The organism is Qipengyuania rhodophyticola (assembly GCF_042493225.1).
Classification (GTDB): domain Bacteria; phylum Pseudomonadota; class Alphaproteobacteria; order Sphingomonadales; family Sphingomonadaceae; genus Erythrobacter.
Map to the genome: position 1 here is coordinate 2,947,717 of NZ_CP170454.1, position 16,063 is coordinate 2,963,779.

General features: G+C 57.7%; 13 protein-coding genes and 1 tRNA gene. 9 read left to right on the plus strand and 5 right to left on the minus strand.

What is annotated here, in order from left to right:
- Positions 1-9 precede the first annotated feature (9 nt).
- Positions 10-1,266 (plus strand): alkaline phosphatase PhoX, encoded by a 1,257-nt coding sequence (locus tag ACFCXQ_RS13970; protein WP_379554678.1) that lies wholly within the window; start codon positions 10-12, stop codon positions 1,264-1,266.
- Between the two features lie 36 nt (positions 1,267-1,302).
- Here ACFCXQ_RS13970 and ACFCXQ_RS13975 read toward each other — a convergent pair whose 3' ends face one another.
- Both ACFCXQ_RS13975 and ACFCXQ_RS13980 read right to left on the minus strand, forming a co-directional pair.
- Positions 1,303-3,483 (minus strand): S46 family peptidase, encoded by a 2,181-nt coding sequence (locus tag ACFCXQ_RS13975; RefSeq protein ID WP_379551614.1) that lies wholly within the window; start codon positions 3,481-3,483, stop codon positions 1,303-1,305.
- 163 nt (positions 3,484-3,646) lie between these two features.
- Positions 3,647-3,736 (minus strand) — tRNA-Ser (locus ACFCXQ_RS13980).
- A gap of 82 nt (positions 3,737-3,818) precedes the next feature.
- Here ACFCXQ_RS13980 and ACFCXQ_RS13985 point away from each other — a divergent pair.
- Both ACFCXQ_RS13985 and ACFCXQ_RS13990 read left to right on the plus strand, forming a co-directional pair.
- A complete protein-coding gene (locus ACFCXQ_RS13985) occupies positions 3,819-4,871 on the plus strand; it encodes a peptidylprolyl isomerase (protein WP_379551616.1) in 1,053 nt (350 codons plus the stop codon).
- Positions 4,868-5,215, plus strand: coding sequence for a DUF1905 domain-containing protein (locus ACFCXQ_RS13990; protein WP_379551618.1), 348 nt, complete (start codon positions 4,868-4,870; stop codon positions 5,213-5,215). The genes ACFCXQ_RS13985 and ACFCXQ_RS13990 overlap by 4 nt, the downstream gene beginning before the upstream one ends.
- Before the next feature lie 68 nt (positions 5,216-5,283).
- Here ACFCXQ_RS13990 and ACFCXQ_RS13995 read toward each other — a convergent pair whose 3' ends face one another.
- On the minus strand, positions 5,284-7,374 hold the full coding sequence (locus ACFCXQ_RS13995; protein ID WP_379551620.1) for a RelA/SpoT family protein: 2,091 nt from the start codon (positions 7,372-7,374) through the stop codon (positions 5,284-5,286).
- A gap of 154 nt (positions 7,375-7,528) precedes the next feature.
- Here ACFCXQ_RS13995 and ACFCXQ_RS14000 point away from each other — a divergent pair, with 154 nt between their 5' ends.
- Positions 7,529-8,914 (plus strand): patatin-like phospholipase family protein, encoded by a 1,386-nt coding sequence (locus tag ACFCXQ_RS14000; RefSeq protein ID WP_379551622.1) that lies wholly within the window; start codon positions 7,529-7,531, stop codon positions 8,912-8,914.
- A 15-nt stretch (positions 8,915-8,929) separates the two neighbouring features.
- Here ACFCXQ_RS14000 and ACFCXQ_RS14005 read toward each other — a convergent pair whose 3' ends face one another.
- Both ACFCXQ_RS14005 and hemF read right to left on the minus strand, forming a co-directional pair.
- Entirely contained in the window at positions 8,930-9,784 is an 855-nt protein-coding gene (locus ACFCXQ_RS14005) for a Rieske (2Fe-2S) protein (protein ID WP_379551624.1), read from the minus strand.
- A gap of 4 nt (positions 9,785-9,788) precedes the next feature.
- Complete coding sequence (gene hemF / locus ACFCXQ_RS14010) at positions 9,789-10,646, minus strand: oxygen-dependent coproporphyrinogen oxidase (protein WP_379551626.1); 858 nt, start codon at positions 10,644-10,646, stop codon at positions 9,789-9,791.
- Between the two features lie 44 nt (positions 10,647-10,690).
- On the opposite strand from hemF, the gene pdeM reads away from it, so the two are divergent.
- From pdeM to ACFCXQ_RS14035, 5 genes are all read left to right on the plus strand, one after another.
- Positions 10,691-11,383 carry a ligase-associated DNA damage response endonuclease PdeM gene (gene pdeM / locus ACFCXQ_RS14015; protein ID WP_379551628.1) on the plus strand — a complete coding sequence of 231 codons (693 nt, stop codon included), beginning with the start codon at positions 10,691-10,693 and terminating at the stop codon, positions 11,381-11,383.
- Positions 11,384-11,527: 144 nt separating this feature from the next.
- Positions 11,528-12,046 (plus strand): translation initiation factor IF-3, encoded by a 519-nt coding sequence (gene infC, locus ACFCXQ_RS14020; protein ID WP_379551629.1) that lies wholly within the window; start codon positions 11,528-11,530, stop codon positions 12,044-12,046.
- 76 nt (positions 12,047-12,122) lie between these two features.
- Positions 12,123-13,586: an SLC13 family permease gene (locus tag ACFCXQ_RS14025; protein WP_379551631.1), complete on the plus strand. Its 1,464-nt coding sequence runs from the start codon at positions 12,123-12,125 to the stop codon at positions 13,584-13,586.
- A 254-nt stretch (positions 13,587-13,840) separates the two neighbouring features.
- The gene (locus ACFCXQ_RS14030) at positions 13,841-15,160 is read left to right on the plus strand and encodes a cystathionine gamma-synthase family protein (RefSeq protein ID WP_379551633.1); all 1,320 of its coding nucleotides are present in this window, start codon (positions 13,841-13,843) and stop codon (positions 15,158-15,160) included.
- Positions 15,157-16,062 carry an ATP-grasp domain-containing protein gene (locus ACFCXQ_RS14035; RefSeq protein WP_379551635.1) on the plus strand — a complete coding sequence of 302 codons (906 nt, stop codon included), beginning with the start codon at positions 15,157-15,159 and terminating at the stop codon, positions 16,060-16,062. Before ACFCXQ_RS14030 ends, ACFCXQ_RS14035 begins: the two co-directional genes overlap by 4 nt.
- Position 16,063 lies beyond the last annotated feature (1 nt).

The following is a 16,063-nucleotide window of genomic DNA, read 5'->3' on the forward strand; positions in this document are numbered from 1 at the left end:
AGTGGTTGCATGACACGAGGCGGATCAGCTGTGGCCGCTGCCTCGTCACCCACAGCGGGATATGGGCCACTTATGAAAGATCCCGCTGGCATGCTCGACTTGCCACAGGGCTTTTCGTATCGCGTCTTGTCCAAGCTCGGCGATGCGATGAGCGATGGTGGCACTGTGCCGGACAAGGCCGACGGAATGGGCTGCCTCGACATTGGCAATGGCGAGATCACGCTGGTGCGCAATCACGAGCTTGTGCCGAGCGATGATGCGGGCGGCGAAATCGCGCATGGCTTTGGCACGCGCAATGGCGCAATCGTACCGGGCGGTACCACTAACATCGTACTGGATGCCGAAACACTCGAAGTGAAGCGCGAGTTTCGTTCGCTCGGCGGAACGATCCGCAATTGCTCTGGCGGGATCACTCCATGGGGCAGCTGGCTAACTTGCGAGGAAGCCCCCACCGGCCCGGGCCAGCGCTATGGCGACGGCCTTGCGGTCAATCATGGTTGGGTCTTTGAAATTCCCGGCGATGCAACCGGACTGGTCGATGCGGTGCCGCTGCGAGCTATGGGACGCTTTAATCATGAGGCGGCCTGCGTCGACCCGGAAACCGGCTTCATTTACCAAACCGAAGACCGCAATGACGGCGTGCTTTATCGCTTCCTGCCAACCACCCCCGGTAAGCTGGCCGATGGCGGCAAATTGCAAGCCGCCGCGATTGAGGGGCTACCCGACACTCGCAATTGGGATGCGGCTACGATGCCGCTAGGCCGATCCTACCCCATCCGCTGGATTGATCTTGATGATGTCGAAGCGCCGAAGGATGATCTCAGGCAGCGAGCAGCAGCACAAGGCGCGTCCCTTATCGCGCGCGGCGAAGGCATTCATATGGGCGAGGATGATCTATTCTTCTGCTCGACCAGTGGCGGCGCGATGAAGCTCGGGCAAATCTTCCGCCTCGTTCCTGGACGCGGCGCAGGGCCAGACCGGGTCGAGCTCTTTTTCGAGAGCGAGAGCAAGGACCAGTTCGACTACGGCGACAATTTATGCGTTGCGCCCAATGGCCATCTCATCGTCTGCGAAGACCAATATACCGACGTGGTAGACAATCATCTTCGCGGCATCACACCCGACGGCCGCCCCTATGCGTTCGGGCGTTTGAACATGCAGACAGAGCTTGCCGGCGGATGCTTCTCGCCAGATGGCAAGTGGTTCTTCGTCAACGCCTATGCGCCAACGCGAACCCTCGCCATCACCGGGCCTTGGATTACTTAGCTTTGAGGGGGCCGGGTTAGTAGTCTGGCCTCCACCCTATTCGACAATATCCATTTCCTCGATCAGCGCTTCAGCGCCGTCAACCTTATCCATGACCCACAGCATATAGCGCGTGTCGACATGGATCGTACGCGTTGTGCGCGGGTCAAAGTCCCAATCGGAATTGACGCTCTCAAACGTGCCATCAAACAGCAATCCGACCAGCTCGGCGCGGGAGTTGAGCGTTGCTGAGCCGCTATTGCCGCCTGTCGAATCGAGATCAGACAGGAAGTTCACCGGAACCGAACCGATGCTTTCTAGCGCATAGGAACCGTAATCTTTCGCTTCAATCCGCTCAAGCAGCTCGGGCGGTGAATTGAACGGATCCTCGCCAGTATCCTTGTCGGTGATCCCTTCTAGCGTGGTGAACGGTAGATACGCCATGCCATCGCGCGGGCTCCCGCCCAAAACGCTGCCAAAGGTCACACGCAAAGTGCTGTTCGCATCGGGATAGGCCAGCTCGCCCTGCTCCTTCTGCCATGCGGTGATCGCTTCCATATATGCTGGCCGCAGAGCGAGTGAACGGCCCGAGCGGGTCTTCCTCTCGGTTTCCAGCTGGAAGCCGTAATCGTACACTGCGACAGCTAGCTGCATGAACGGATCTTCGCTCGCTTCAAGTGCTTCGGGCGATGCCTCCATCAGCGCCAGCCGAGTCTCGCTGTCGCCTAAAGTCGTTTCAGCATAAAAACGATCAACGATAGCAGGCAGTTCTTCAGCTGTTGTTTTAGAAGTCAGGCCCATAGCCTGATCGATATCTGCCACACGCTCGCCCATAGGCTGCTGAATGTAGCTTGTCAGGAATAGCACCCACTCCGCCTTATCAACCGCAGGATCATAGCGCCGGTCGAGCGCCTGCAGACCCTGCCGGAAGAAGGTCATATCGCGCTCTTGAAAGCCCGGTTCACGCTCTGCATTCGGCTTCTGACGCTCTTTCGCAAGACGATAGAGCCGCCGCGCAGCGGAGAAGAGCGAAGGCCGCGAGACATTGTTATACCAGAAATTCGTGCGTGCTGCGGCGGCGCTTTCCTCTGAAAGCTGAGCGAGCTGAGCAATCGCTTCGCCATAGGCGGCGCGATCACTATCCGCCGCAATCCAATCAGCCAACGCTGCCTCGCGAGCGCGGCGGCGCTCGACCAAGCCAACACGGCGTGCGCCCTCGATCTGGCCGCGCAAGTTCTTCTCAAAATTGTTGAGCCCTGCCAACCGAGATTCGTATTTCACCCGCGCATCAGAACCCTCTGGCGCGGCCTCCTCAATCGTAGCGATCCAATCGGTGAGCAGCGTCTGGAAAGTGGGGTAGGTCCAATTAAACGTGTTCTCCACCTCGGCCAGCAGAGTGTAACGACTAGTCGAACCGGGATATCCGGCGGCCATCACAAAATCGCCATCATCCAGGCCGGACGCACTCACCTTAAGGTGGTGCTCAGGCTCGTAAGGTACATTGGCTTCATCAAAGTCAGCCGCAGAGCCATCGGGCGCGACGTAAGCGCGATAGAACGCGAAGTCGCCCGTGTGACGCGGCCACTGCCAATTATCGATGTCGCCGCCATATTTGCCGATGGAATCCGCCGGTGCGTAGACGATCCGCACGTCCCGCACTTCCAGCCGCTTGATCAGCTTGTACTGCGCGCCGCCATAAAAGCTTGCCACCTGACAGCGATATCCCGCCGCCTCTTCGCACCCTGCGATGATATCTTTGCGGCGTTGCTCAACCAACTCGTAGCGCGCGAGCGGGGCAAGGCTCTCAGTGCCAGCGCGAACCTGCTCCGTCACGTCTGTCACCTCAGTCGTCACATAAATGCGCGATCCCGGCGCGGCGGGCAGCTCATCAGCCTTTGTCGCCGCCAAGAAGCCGTCAGCGAGGTAGTTGTTCTCAGCCGTAGAGTTGAATTGAACCGATCCGCGCGCGCAGTGATGGTTTGTGACGACCAAACCTTCTGGTGAAACAAAGCTCGCCGAGCAGCCACCCAGCGAAACGACCGCGCCCATGGGGAAACCCGTCAAATCCGCCAGCTGCTCCGGGTCGATTTCCAAACCAGCCTCTTCCAGCTGTCCGCTAATATCTTGAAGCTGATCCGGTGTGAACATCCCCTCTTTTGCCGCCAACGGCGACGCGAGCGACGTCGCAAGTGAAGATGCAAGCAGCAGATTGATTGGAAGCAAACGGGTGAGATTCATGTGACAGTCCTGAAAGTAAATGTGTGATCGATGATACAAAGTATCTCTCCGCTTATCGCTTATATCTTTTGCCGGCCAACTGCAAACGCGCAGCACGCCTCTAAGCCGGCGTTTATCGCGCCGCTGCTCTGTGTCGTAATGAAGTGTCAGCAAGGCAGAGAAATGGCGGAGACGGTGGGATTCGAACCCACGAAAGAGTTGCCCCTTTACACACTTTCCAGGCGTGCGCCTTCGACCACTCGGCCACGTCTCCGCATGCCCTTTCAGGCAGAGCAGCGCGGATAGACGCGCCTTGCCTCTTTCGCAAGCGCGATTGCGGTGGCACACAGATATCCATGAAAAACACCGTTGTTAGAGCAGCCGCGCTTCTGACCCTCACAGCTCCTGTCGCTGCGCAAGAGGCACCCGAAGGTGCGCCCTCACCGAATGCGATTGTCGATGCGGCTCCGCAAGGAGATTGGGTGACGATCCCAGCGGAGGATCTGCTGGTAATGGAGCTTGCGCCGGATGCGGCCAGAAACCCGCGCACGGTCGTTATCCAACTGATTCCAGAGCCTTTTAGTCAAGGATGGGTGGAGAACATCCGTACTCTCGCGCGGGCCGAATGGTATGACGGGATCACGATCAATCGTGTGCAGGACAATTACGTCGTGCAATGGGGCGATCCCAATCACGACAATCCTGAGGCAACGGGTGAGGCCAAGCCACTGCCCAAGGGGCTGAATGTGATGGGGGAGGATGAGTACACAGTCACAGATATAAAGGGCATAGTGGCGATCTGGCCCAATGCTGATTTCGAAAAACCGGCTCTTCGAAATGGATTTGCGGCGGCCGGGCACTATCCCCCAACAAATCTACCTGAAAGAAACTCCGATGCTCTACTGGCTGACCGATATGCTCCGTTCAATACACTAAGCCGAGGCTGGCCGATGGGCTTTTCTTTTGGGGGAGGGTTCTGGCCCGTCCATTGCTACGGCATGGTTGGTGTTGGGCGCTCCTACTCACCTGACACAGGCTCCGGCGCAGAGCTTTACACGGTGATCGGCCATGCACCGCGTCACTTGGATCGCAATATCGCGCTGGTCGGCCGGATCGTTTCCGGCATGGAGCATCTCTCCTCATTGCCGCGCGGCTCGGGCGCGCTCGGCTTCTACACTGAGGAAGAAGAGGACAAGCGCACACCGATCCTCTCGGCCCGCATTGCCTCCGACCTTCCACCTAGCGAACAACCCAAGTTCGAATACCTGAGTACCGAAAGTGAGACCTTTGCGCATTACACCGGAGCGCGCGCGAACCGCCGCGATCCCTTTTTTATCGTGCCTGCTGGCGGCGCGGATATCTGTAATATTCCAGTGCCTGTGCGGCGGGTAGCGGCCACTCAAAAGTGAGCCAATCCAAACTCTCTTGTACTGGGCCGCTTTGGCGCTGGACGGCATCAAACGGGGTCAGCTGGCACTTCATTACCATTGATGGAGATGCGGGCGAAGAGATGTCGGTGACCGAGGCGATGCGCAGGCTGGAACTGGGGCGAAAGCGCGGATTCAGATCGCTCAAGGTCGAGGCGACCATTGGCGAGACCACTTGGCAAACATCCTGCTTCCCCAACACTAGTAATGACACCTCACCGGGCGGCGATAGCGACGGCTGGCTGCTCCCCATCAAAGCTCAAGTGCGCAAAGCCGAGGGGATTGCTGAGGGGGACGCGGCGCATGTCGAACTGGAGCTTCTCTAGCGTTCAGGCAGCGAAGCGGTAGCGCAACAAAAGACTCGCTCAAGCAGCGAAGCCTTTGCGCAAAAACCCTAAATCCGCTCCGCGCTGGCAATCGCATCGCTGGCCCGCAAAGCGCTAACAATGCGGTTGAGATGTGCAAGATCTTTCACTTCCAAGTTCGCATCATAACTTTGGAATGGCGGGTCATATTGCGCCCGCTCCAGCTCGCGCACATTTGCGTTGTTCTGCGCAAATATACCGGTAGCCTCGGCCAGCGTCCCAGGCCTGTCGTATAGCGTCACCCGAATGCGGCCGACCGCACCGGCCGACTGGCGCCCCCATGACAAGTCAATCCAGTCGCTATCAATTCCGCTAGCAAGCGCGTGGCAATCAACCGCGTGCACCTCCACCTTTTCGCCTGAGCGGCGCGTGCCGACAATCTTGTCGCCGGGTACAGGGTGGCAGCAATCCGCCAAGGTAAAGCCAACGCCCGGGGTAAGCCCACGGATCGACAAACGCTTACCAGTTTTGCTCCACTCGGGGCGCTCGGGCATGGCTTCGGTGCAGCCCGGGACCAGCGCCTCCATCACATCGCGATCACTGATGTCAGAGGCGCCGATCGCAAAATAGAGGTCATCATCATCCTCCATTTCAAGCCGCTTTAGGGCCTCACGCATGGCCTTCTTACCAATCTTTGCGGGCACTTGATTGATGATTTGATCGAACAGCTTTTGCCCCATCGCAACGATTTCGCCGCGCTCTTTAAGGCGAACAGCGCGGCGAATGGCTGCTTTCGCCTTGCCGGTTACGACAAAGCTAAGCCAAGACATTTGCGGCACAGCATTCTTGCCCTTGATGATCTCCACCACGTCGCCATTCTGCAATTGGGTGCGCAGGGGAATATGGCGCCCGTTGATCTTTGCGCCGACAGTCTGGTCGCCAATGTCAGTGTGGACAGCGAAGGCGAAATCGACCGCAGTTGAGCCTTTGGGCAGCTGAAACAACGCGCCCTTGGGCGTGAATGCAAAGATCCGATCCTGGTAAATCGCCATGCGCGTATGCTCGAGCAATTCTTCGGGATCATGGCTCGCATCGACAATTTCGATAAGGTCGCGCAGCCAGCCCACCTGTCCATCGGGACGGTCGCCTTGCTTGTATGACCAATGTGCTGACAGTCCAAACTCGTTCAATTGATGCATCTCTCGCGTCCGGATTTGCACCTCAACCCGCATCGAATTTTCGTACATTAAGGAGGTGTGAAGCGAGCGGTAGCCATTGTTTTTGGGCGTCGAGATATAGTCTTTGAAACGTCCGGGGAGGAATTGCCATGTGCGGTGAAGAAGCCCCATCACATTATAGCAATCCGCCTCGCTCTCGCAGATAACACGGAATGCCATAATATCTGTGACTTGCTCAAAGCTGACATGGCGCTCTGCCATCTTCTTCCAGATGGAATAGGGGTGCTTCTCCCGCCCTGAAACCTCAACTGAAAGACCCGCTTCTGCCAGCGCCTGCTTAATCTTAAGCGCAATCGCATCGACTTGGCCGCCGCCTTTGTCGCGCAGCTGCTCCAGCCGCTTGGTGATCGTCGCAAATGCTTCTGGCTCAAGCTGCTCAAAGGCCAGCAGCTGCATCTCGCGCATATACTCATACATGCCGACGCGTTCAGCCAGCGGCGCGTAAATATCCATCGTTTCGCGGGCAATCCGCTCACGCTTCTCCGGCTTCTTGATGAAATGAAGCGTGCGCATATTGTGCAATCGGTCGCCTAGCTTGACCAGCAGCACGCGGATATCTTCGCTCATTGCGAGCAGGAATTTGCGCAAATTCTCCGCCGCCCGTTCATTCTCGGGCATTTGCTCGATTTTGGAGAGCTTGGTGACCCCGTCGACCAGCCGGGCGACATCACCTCCGAAATTGACCTCAATATCGTCAATCGTCGCCAGCGTATCTTCAACCGTGTCATGTAGGAGCGCGGTGGCGATCGTCTCCTGATCCAGTTTTAGGTCCGTCATCAACCCCGCGACTTCAACCGGGTGGCTGAAATACGGGTCACCACTGGCGCGCGTCTGTGTCCCATGCTTTTGGACAGTATAGACATAGGCGCGGTTGAGCATCGCCTCATCGGCGTCTGGATCGTATTCCTTGACCCTCTCAACAAGTTCGTACTGGCGCAGCATCACTGCAGAATGTGCGGCTTTGGCGATATTATTGCAATGCGAAATTGCCCAGTGGTGTCACGGGCACAATCAGGGACGCAGTAAACGCTCCAATCAAATCCTAATAATTATGCCGTAAAGCCGAGAAATCTCATAGGAGCTGAGAGGGAACACCATGAAAAAATCGCTCGGAGCCACGCTGCTCGCGGCCGTCGTAACACTATCGGCATGCCAGCATGCACCGATTACACCGGCCAATATGATGTGCGACTTCCGGACGATCAAAATGAGCGTCGGTGTGCCGATCTCACGCCCTGCCGACTTGCAACTCCGCACACCCAGCCCGCTTGCCGCGGAAATCGAAACCAGCTTACGCAGCCACGACCGTTTGCAATCGGGCGAAACCCCGCGCCTGCTTGCGCTGTCGGGCGGCAGTGAACACGGCGCATATGGCGCGGGTATTCTCGCTGGTTGGGGTGGCACTGGCGAGCTGCCTGAGTTCCAAATTGTCACCGGCATCAGCACCGGATCAATCCTCGCCACCTTTGCCTTTGTCGGCGATGCGGAGGCCGCAGTCCAAGGGTATACGATCAACTCCGAGAGTGATCTCATCAATGTCTATGCCAAGCCCAAGGACGGCAAACCTGATCTGGCGAATTATGCGAGCTTGTTAGAGCATGGATCGTTCGGCAATTTGGAGCCACTGCGCGGCCGTCTGCACAAATTTATCACTGACGATGTTCTTGCGACCGTCGCGGCTCGCTACGCTGCGGGAGCCCGGCTTTACGTTGGCGCGACCGATGCGGATAGCGGCGATGCGGTCGCCTTCGACCTTGGCGATATGGCCACGCGTTATGTGAACGCAGCTCCGGACACCGAGAGAGGCCTGCTCAAGGATTGCTATATCAGCGCGATTATCGCCAGCTCTTCCTCGCCGATTGCTGCCCCGCCCGCCTTTATCGACAACACAATGTATATCGATGGCGGCACGCGCTTTGGCCTGTTTTCAGACTCCGTTCTGGAGGCATTTTTCCGCCGCCAGAATGGTCTGACCGATGCGTATGAAATGGAAGAGCTCATTCCCGACGCAGGCGACCTGGAACCAATCGCCTCCCTCGCACCAGTGGTTTATGCGGTGATTGACGGGACGCTTGAGCTGCCGCCGCGGCACTGCCCCAAGAAAGACCAAAGCCTGTGCACGCCTGACAAACCGCTCGGCGGCAAGGATGGCGCCCATAAGGATTGGAACATTCTCGATTTGGCGCTCAACACCGAGCATATTCTGGTGAATGAGGTTTATCGCTTTTCAGCCCTGGCGGTGGAGGCGGACGCATGCGAGCAGGCAGGCTGTTTCAACTTCTTGCACATTGAGCCTGATGTGGCGGATTTCGAATATATCTATCCTGCGCCCGACACTGGCGTGCTGATGCCCGCGACATGCCCTGAATGGCAGCAAATCGACATTGAAATCGACGACCCGATTGAGTTTCACAAACGCTATATGCGCTGCCTGATTGCCTATGGTGAAGAGAAAGTGAAAGCTGCGGGTTGGGGCAAGTAGGGTAAGTCGACGCGCTTAGGCACTGACCATCAGATGCCCGCGCTCATCCACCTCGCAGGCGGCGAGTGGTAATGCGCCGCAGCGTTTCTGTGCCTCAGCGCCATCGGAAAGCGCGAAGCGATAGCCGTGCCATGGGCACGTGATCCGGCCGTCGCTGTCAATTTCTGCTTTCGCAAGTGGGCCGAGCATATGCGGGCAGGTTGCGGCATGGGCGATCCAGCCGTTGCTCCAATAGCGCACTACAAATGCGCCGGCTTGTAATTCCGCGGTGTAAGTCTGCGCAATGTCGAGCGCGCTCACCTTCCCCAGATCAACGCGCTCATTGGTCTCAGCACGCCTTTCCCGCTTGGTGTCCAATGCAGCTTGGCGTCCCTGCATCAGCTCCGCATCCTCATCGTATAGCTGCGCATATTGCGCCTGCATCACGGAAAGGATCATTGCCGCCTGTGCTTCAGTCTCCGGCGCGGCAGGCACATAAAATCGTACATCGACCTCAATGCCATCATTCTGCTCGCTTGCCTGCGTGTGGATCTGGATGCCCTGCCCGCTACCCTCAACAACGGTCGTCGCCCAATAATAATTGGGCCGGTCGACCAACAATTCGAGCAATTGGTTGCCTGCGCCATTCGGCAAATCAGCCTTGCAACGCCAGCCCCAGTCGCCCTCTTCAATAAGGCCAATCGCGGCAAATGAGCTCGAATGCACGAACGGCAGATGCTCCCAATCATAGGCATTTTCCATCATGCGCGTTAGCGAGACCGGCAGCTGGCGAACGTAGCTACCGAGATAATGCAGCTGTTTCAGGCCGTCATAATCAACAGCAGTGGCTCGGCCTGCAAATGCCGACCGATCTTGCGCGCCTAATTCCACGCGGTCAGCTCCACACCGCCTCGGGCGGCAAGCTCATCAAGATCGCATCGATATTGCCGCCGGTCTTGAGGCCAAACAAGGTGCCGCGATCATAGACCAGATTAAACTCGGCATAGCGACCGCGCCATTCGAGCTGCGTTTGTTTATCCGCGTCAGTAAAGTCGCTTTCCATCCGGCGGCGAACCAGCGCCGGGTAGATATCGAGAAACGCTTCACCGACATCGCGCGTAAAGGCAAAATTTCGGTCGAAAGACGGGTCATCGTCGCATTCGAGATGGTCGTAGAAAATGCCGCCAACCCCGCGGTGAACACCGCGATGAGGAATGTAGAAATACTCATCCGCCCATTGCTTAAACCGGTCGTAATAAGTCGGGTTATGGCCAGCGCAGGCCGCGCGAAAGCGTGCGTGAAATTCCTCAGTGTCCTCCTCATAGGGAATAGGCGGATTGAGATCAGCCCCGCCGCCAAACCACGCCTTGCCAGTCGTCAAAAACCGCGTGTTCATATGTACAGCGGGCACATGCGGATTGGCCATATGCGCGACGAGGCTAATGCCAGTTGCCGTAAAACCGGGATTGTCGGCATCGGCCCCGTTCACTTGGGCCGCAAATTCCGGCGAGAAACTGCCTTTCACCGTCGACACATTCACGCCGACCTTTTCGAACACTTTGCCTTTCATCAGGCCCTGTACCCCGCCGCCGGGGTCGGAGTTGCCCTCTTCCTCGCGCTGCCAAGGGGTATATTGGAACGCAGCGTCCGATCCCGCTTCGCGTTCAATCGCCTCGAACTCTGCGCAAATGCGGTCGCGCAGTGTTTCAAACCAGGTTTTGGCGGCGTTTGTCTGTTCGCTTAAATCAGTCATGGGAGGGTCTTGCCACGGCACAATCAATGGGGCAATACCCTCACATGGTTCCTGTTTCGTTCGCATCTGAGGAGATGTTCCTAACCAAAGGTCGCGCGCTCTATTGGCCGCGTGAGAAGGCTTTGCTTGTTGCTGATCTCCACCTCGAAAAGGGCAGCTATTTTGCGCAGCATGGGCAGATGTTGCCGCCGTATGACAGCCGCGAGACGCTGGAGCGAGTAGCCGATAGCGTGAAAGAAACGGGCGCGCGCCGCGTGATTACGCTGGGCGATAACTTCCATGATGACGATGGGACTGTGCGGCTTGAGCCTTATGCTGCGGGCATGCTGGAGGCGCTCACGCGGTCGCTGGATTGGGTTTGGATCACGGGCAATCACGATGAGAATATGCACCGAAGTTTCGGCGGAGAAATTACGCAGGAGCTGGAGATTGCTGGCATTGTTCTGCGGCACATCGCCAAGGCAGGTGAAACGCGAGCCGAACTATCCGGCCATTTCCACCCGAAAATTCGCATGCGGATTCGGCAGCGTCATATTGCCCGTCCCTGCGCAGTGATGGCGCGTAGTGCTCATAGCGGCGACCGCATGATCTTGCCTGCATTTGGCGCCTTTACTGGCGGAATGGACGCTGGCGATCCCGCTATTCTGGACGCGCTACAACCCGCCCAATCCATTGAGGCGATGGTTCACGCAGGCAAGAAGATTGCGCGCTTTCCGGTCTGGCATGAGGCGGCATAGTCGCAACGGCACATGAGATTCTTGGCATTCACGTCGGAATCCCCTTCCGTTTCCACGCGGTAGCGCCTATCTCGCCCCAAGAATCCGAACAATACCCGAATAACAGCAGGAGAAAGCCCCATAGCCCGTCCACCACGTCGTTCCATGCAGCCGCCACGTAAGAGCGGCCCGCGCTACGACCAATTTATCGAAGCCCCCAAAGTTCGCGTCATTGATGAGAACGGCGAGAACCTGGGCACTATGTTCACCAACGAAGCTGTCGAGCAGGCCAATGCGGTTGGCTTGAACCTCGTTGAGGTATCCCCCAATGCGGACCCGCCGGTGTGCAAATTTCTCGATGTGGGCAAACACCGCTATGAGGCTCAGAAAAAAGCCAACCTCGCTCGCAAGACGCAGAAGACCCAGGACATCAAAGAGGTCAAAATGCGTCCGAACATCGACACACATGACTATGATGTGAAGATGCGCAATGTGAATAAGTTCATTGAGAACGGCGACAAGGTGAAGATAACCCTACGTTTTCGCGGGCGCGAGATGGCGCACCAGGAGCTGGGTATGAATTTGCTCAACCGCGTGCGCGATGATGTTGAAGAAATCGCCAAGGTAGAAGCATTCCCCCGCCTCGAAGGGCGCCAAATGCTGATGGTGCTCGCGCCGAAGTAAGGCGCAGTACATCGCTTTGGTGCTTGGGGGACCAGTTGAACCTTGGATTTCTTAGCTTTTTTGGCGCGCTCGTAACATGACTGGCGCGCCCGCCACCGATGCTAGAGATGCCGACACCGGCAATACTTCTGTACGGCTGATTGGTCTGGTGGTCGGCGCTCTCGCGCTCGCAGCATCCATTTTCGCTCCGCCCCCGCAAGATCTCTCACGCGAAGGTCTAATTGTGGCTGGCCTCGTTGTGCTGATGGCCGCATGGTGGATGACCGAGGCGATCCCGCTCACCGCTACCGCGCTGATGCCGTTCATCGTGCTCCCCTTTGCCGGGGTCATGAACGCCCGCGATACGGCGAGCGCCTACTACTCACCCATCCTGTTTTTGCTGTTGGGCGGGGCATTCATCGCGCTGGCGATTGAACGCACCGGGCTACATCGCCGCTTGGCACTGACAATCCTCAAAGCGCTTGGCAGCCGCGCCAATTCGATGGGCTTATTGATTGCTTTTATGGTGAGCGCAGCGATCCTCTCAATGCTGATCTCAAACACCTCAACAGCCCTCATTATGATGCCGATGGCTCTGGCTGTTTTGGCTGGCGGCGGCTCCTCTGACGAGAACTTCGAGGGCCTATCAGGCGCACTTCCGATGGGTATCGCATTTGCGGCCAGCATTGGCGGGCTTGGCACGCTTGTGGGGTCGCCCACTAATGCCATCGCAGTCGGCCTGCTTGACACGATGATCGGATTGCAGATCAGTTTTGCTCAGTGGATGTTCTACGGCCTGCCGATCGTTATCGTCGGTATTCCCATTGCCGCACTCATCATAGCGCGAGTGCAAGGGATCGCGAGCCACCCCTTCGATGTCGCAGGCGCCAGCGAGGCAATTCACGACACCACTCCAATGGGTATTGCCGAGAAGCGCTTGCTGATCATTGTCGCACTAACATTCTTTGCGTGGATGACGCGGCTGTGGCTTTCTCCCTATCTACCGGAAGGCAGCTGGACCGATGGGACAATCGCGATCATCGCCAGCCTCGCATTGTTCCTCCTGCCCGATGGCACGGGGCGGCCTTTGCTCGTTTGGCAGGAAGCCGACCGGGCGCCATGGGGCGTCATCATGATGTTTGGCGGCGGGCTTGCTTTGGCCGCTGGCATGAGCGCCAGTGGTCTGGCCGAATGGCTCGGCAATGCGCTGCTCCCGCTTGAAGTACTCCCACTATTCGTCATCGCGCTCGCGATTGTGGCGATGGTCGTGCTGATCACAGAGTTCGCCAGCAATGTCGCAACGGCAACTGCAATCATACCGGTCGTAGCAAGCCTTGCGGCGGCAATGGGGCTCGGCGAACAGGCCATATTGCTCGCAATGCCTGCTGCACTTGCGGCAAGCTGGGGATTTGTTTTGCCGGCGGGTACTGGACCGAATGCAATTGCATGGTCGACAGGACGGCTCAAAATCTCACGCCTGGTGCGCGCAGGCGTAGTTCTGGATCTGATCGGTATTTTCCTGATCGTGGCAATGGTCTGGGGCTTGGCCAGCCTTTCTTAAAGCGGCCACACCACACGGAGCCTACCGGCCAACGATCCGGGCGTAAGGATGGAGGGCGCGAGTGGCTAGACACATAAATCGAGAGCTCAAAACTCACCTAGGTCTCTTGCACTCCAAAACACACCGAGATAATTACACACGTAACGATTTTCTGGTGGTGGAGAGGCGTTCCTGCGGAGGTTAGGAACGGGGGCCTTGCCAGAATCTAGTCAGCTCCTGCCTTCCTAGGAGCGTGATTAGCAAGGAGCGCTCGCATGACCGACGCTATTGATTCCACTGACAAACCGACCCCGCGCCGCAAACCCAAGCCAGAAAAGACCACCATCGCCGGGCGCGAGCTAAAGCCCAGCACGCTGATGATGGGGCACGGCTTTGATCCGGTCTTATCAGAAGGTAGTCTCAAACCGCCGATTTTCCTCACCTCCACATTTGCGTTTGAGAACGCTGCGGCGGGTAAGCGCCATTTCGAAGGCATCACTGGCAAGCGCCCCGGCGGCGCAGAAGGCCTCGTCTATTCGCGCTTTAACGGGCCGAATCAGGAAATCCTCGAAGACCGCCTGGCGATTTGGGACGGCGCTGAAGACGCACTGTCCTTCTCCAGCGGGATGACTGCGATCACCGTATTGATGCTGGCATACGCGGCGCAAGGCGACGTGATTGTGCATTCCGGCCCGCTTTATGCAGCGAGCGAGGGCTTTGTCGCCAAGGTGATGAGCAAGTTCGGCGTGACATATGTCGATTTCCCCGCTGGCGCGACCCGCGAAGAACTGGACGCGGTTATGGCTAGAGCCGATGCGCAGGCAAAAGCACAAGGCGGCAAAGTCTGCATGGTCTATCTCGAAAGTCCTGGTAATCCGACCAATGCGCTGGTCGATGTTGAGGCGGTTCGCGATGCCCGTAACGCCGCGTTTGGCGAAGATGGCCCGCCCATTGCAATCGACAACACTTTCCTCGGCCCGCTGTGGCAACGCCCGCTTGATCAAGGCGCAGACATTGTCTGCTATTCGCTAACCAAATATGTCGGCGGGCATTCTGACCTTGTCGCAGGCTCAGTATCCGGCGCAAAAAAGTGGATGGATCCGGTGCGCGCGCTTCGCAACACGATGGGCGGCATTGCCGATCCGAACACGGCATGGATGCTCTTGCGGAGCCTCGAAACAGTCGAGCTCCGGATGGACCGCGCTGGGCAAAACGCCGCAAAGGTGTGCGAATTCCTCGCCCAGCATCTTAAGGTAGAAGGTCTCGGCTATCTCGGGATGATCACCGATGCCCGCCAGCAGGATATTTATGACCGTCACTGCAAGGGGGCGGGCAGCACGTTCTCCGTCTTCATCAAAGGCGGCGAAGCGGAGTGCTTCCGTTTCCTGGACAATCTTACCATCGCAAAGCTTGCTGTCAGCCTGGGCGGGACCGAAACACTCGCCAGTCACCCGGCCAGCATGACTCACCTTTCTGTGCCTGAGGGACGCCGCGCAGAGTTGGGCATCGCCGACAATCTGGTGCGCATCAGCATTGGAATTGAGGACGCAGATGATCTGATCGCTGACTTCGATCAGGCATTGGAGGCGGTTTGATCCCAACAAGGAATGTCGCCTTTCTCGCGTGTCAGGAAACGCTGCCGGCTGCGCTTGGCGGCGCAGAGGAGCGGCGCGGCGATGCGTTTGAGCATGACTTGCAAGTGAGCGCCCTGCGTCCGGCTTTTGCTGCGGCAGGGTTAGAATTGGTCGAGCTTGATTGGCACGCGCCGCTGGGTGACTTCGACGGCATCGAGTTGGCGCTATTAGGCACTGCGTGGGACTATCAAGACCATGCAGCGGCATTCCTCGCGCGGCTCAAGGAACTCGAGGAATATGGCATAACTGTCTGTAACTCTTCGAGCATCGTGCGCTGGAACCTCGACAAAGGCTATCTGCGCGAACTGGGTGAAGCAGGCTTACCGACTATCCCAACCCTGTGGCATGGTGATGTCGGCCAGTCCGAAGTGCTCGCGGGGTTCGATCATTTCGCAACTGACCAAGTCGTAGTGAAACGCCAGGTTGGCGCCGGTGGCATGGGCCAGCATAGCTTCACACGCGACGCTCCTCCGCCAGACAATTGGTCAATGGGTCATGCAAGCATGATTCAACCATTTCTTCCCTCAATCGGTGAGGAAGGCGAGTTCACTTTCGTCTTCATCGATGGAGAGTTCTCACACGGTGTGCGCAAACGCGCAGCCAAGGGCGAATACCGGATTCAGTCGCTCTATGGCGGTACGGAGGAGGGCTATACCCCCTCGTCCGAAGACCTCACGGCAGCGCAAAGCGTGGTCGACGCCCTGCCCTTTGAAGATCTGCTGTACGCGAGGATTGACATGGTCCGACTTCCGTCTGGAACGCTCGCAGTAATGGAAGCGGAACTCATCGAACCCTATCTCTATCCCCAGCAAGGACCGGAGCTTGGCACCCGCCTTGCGCGTGCTATCACCGACCGCACATAAT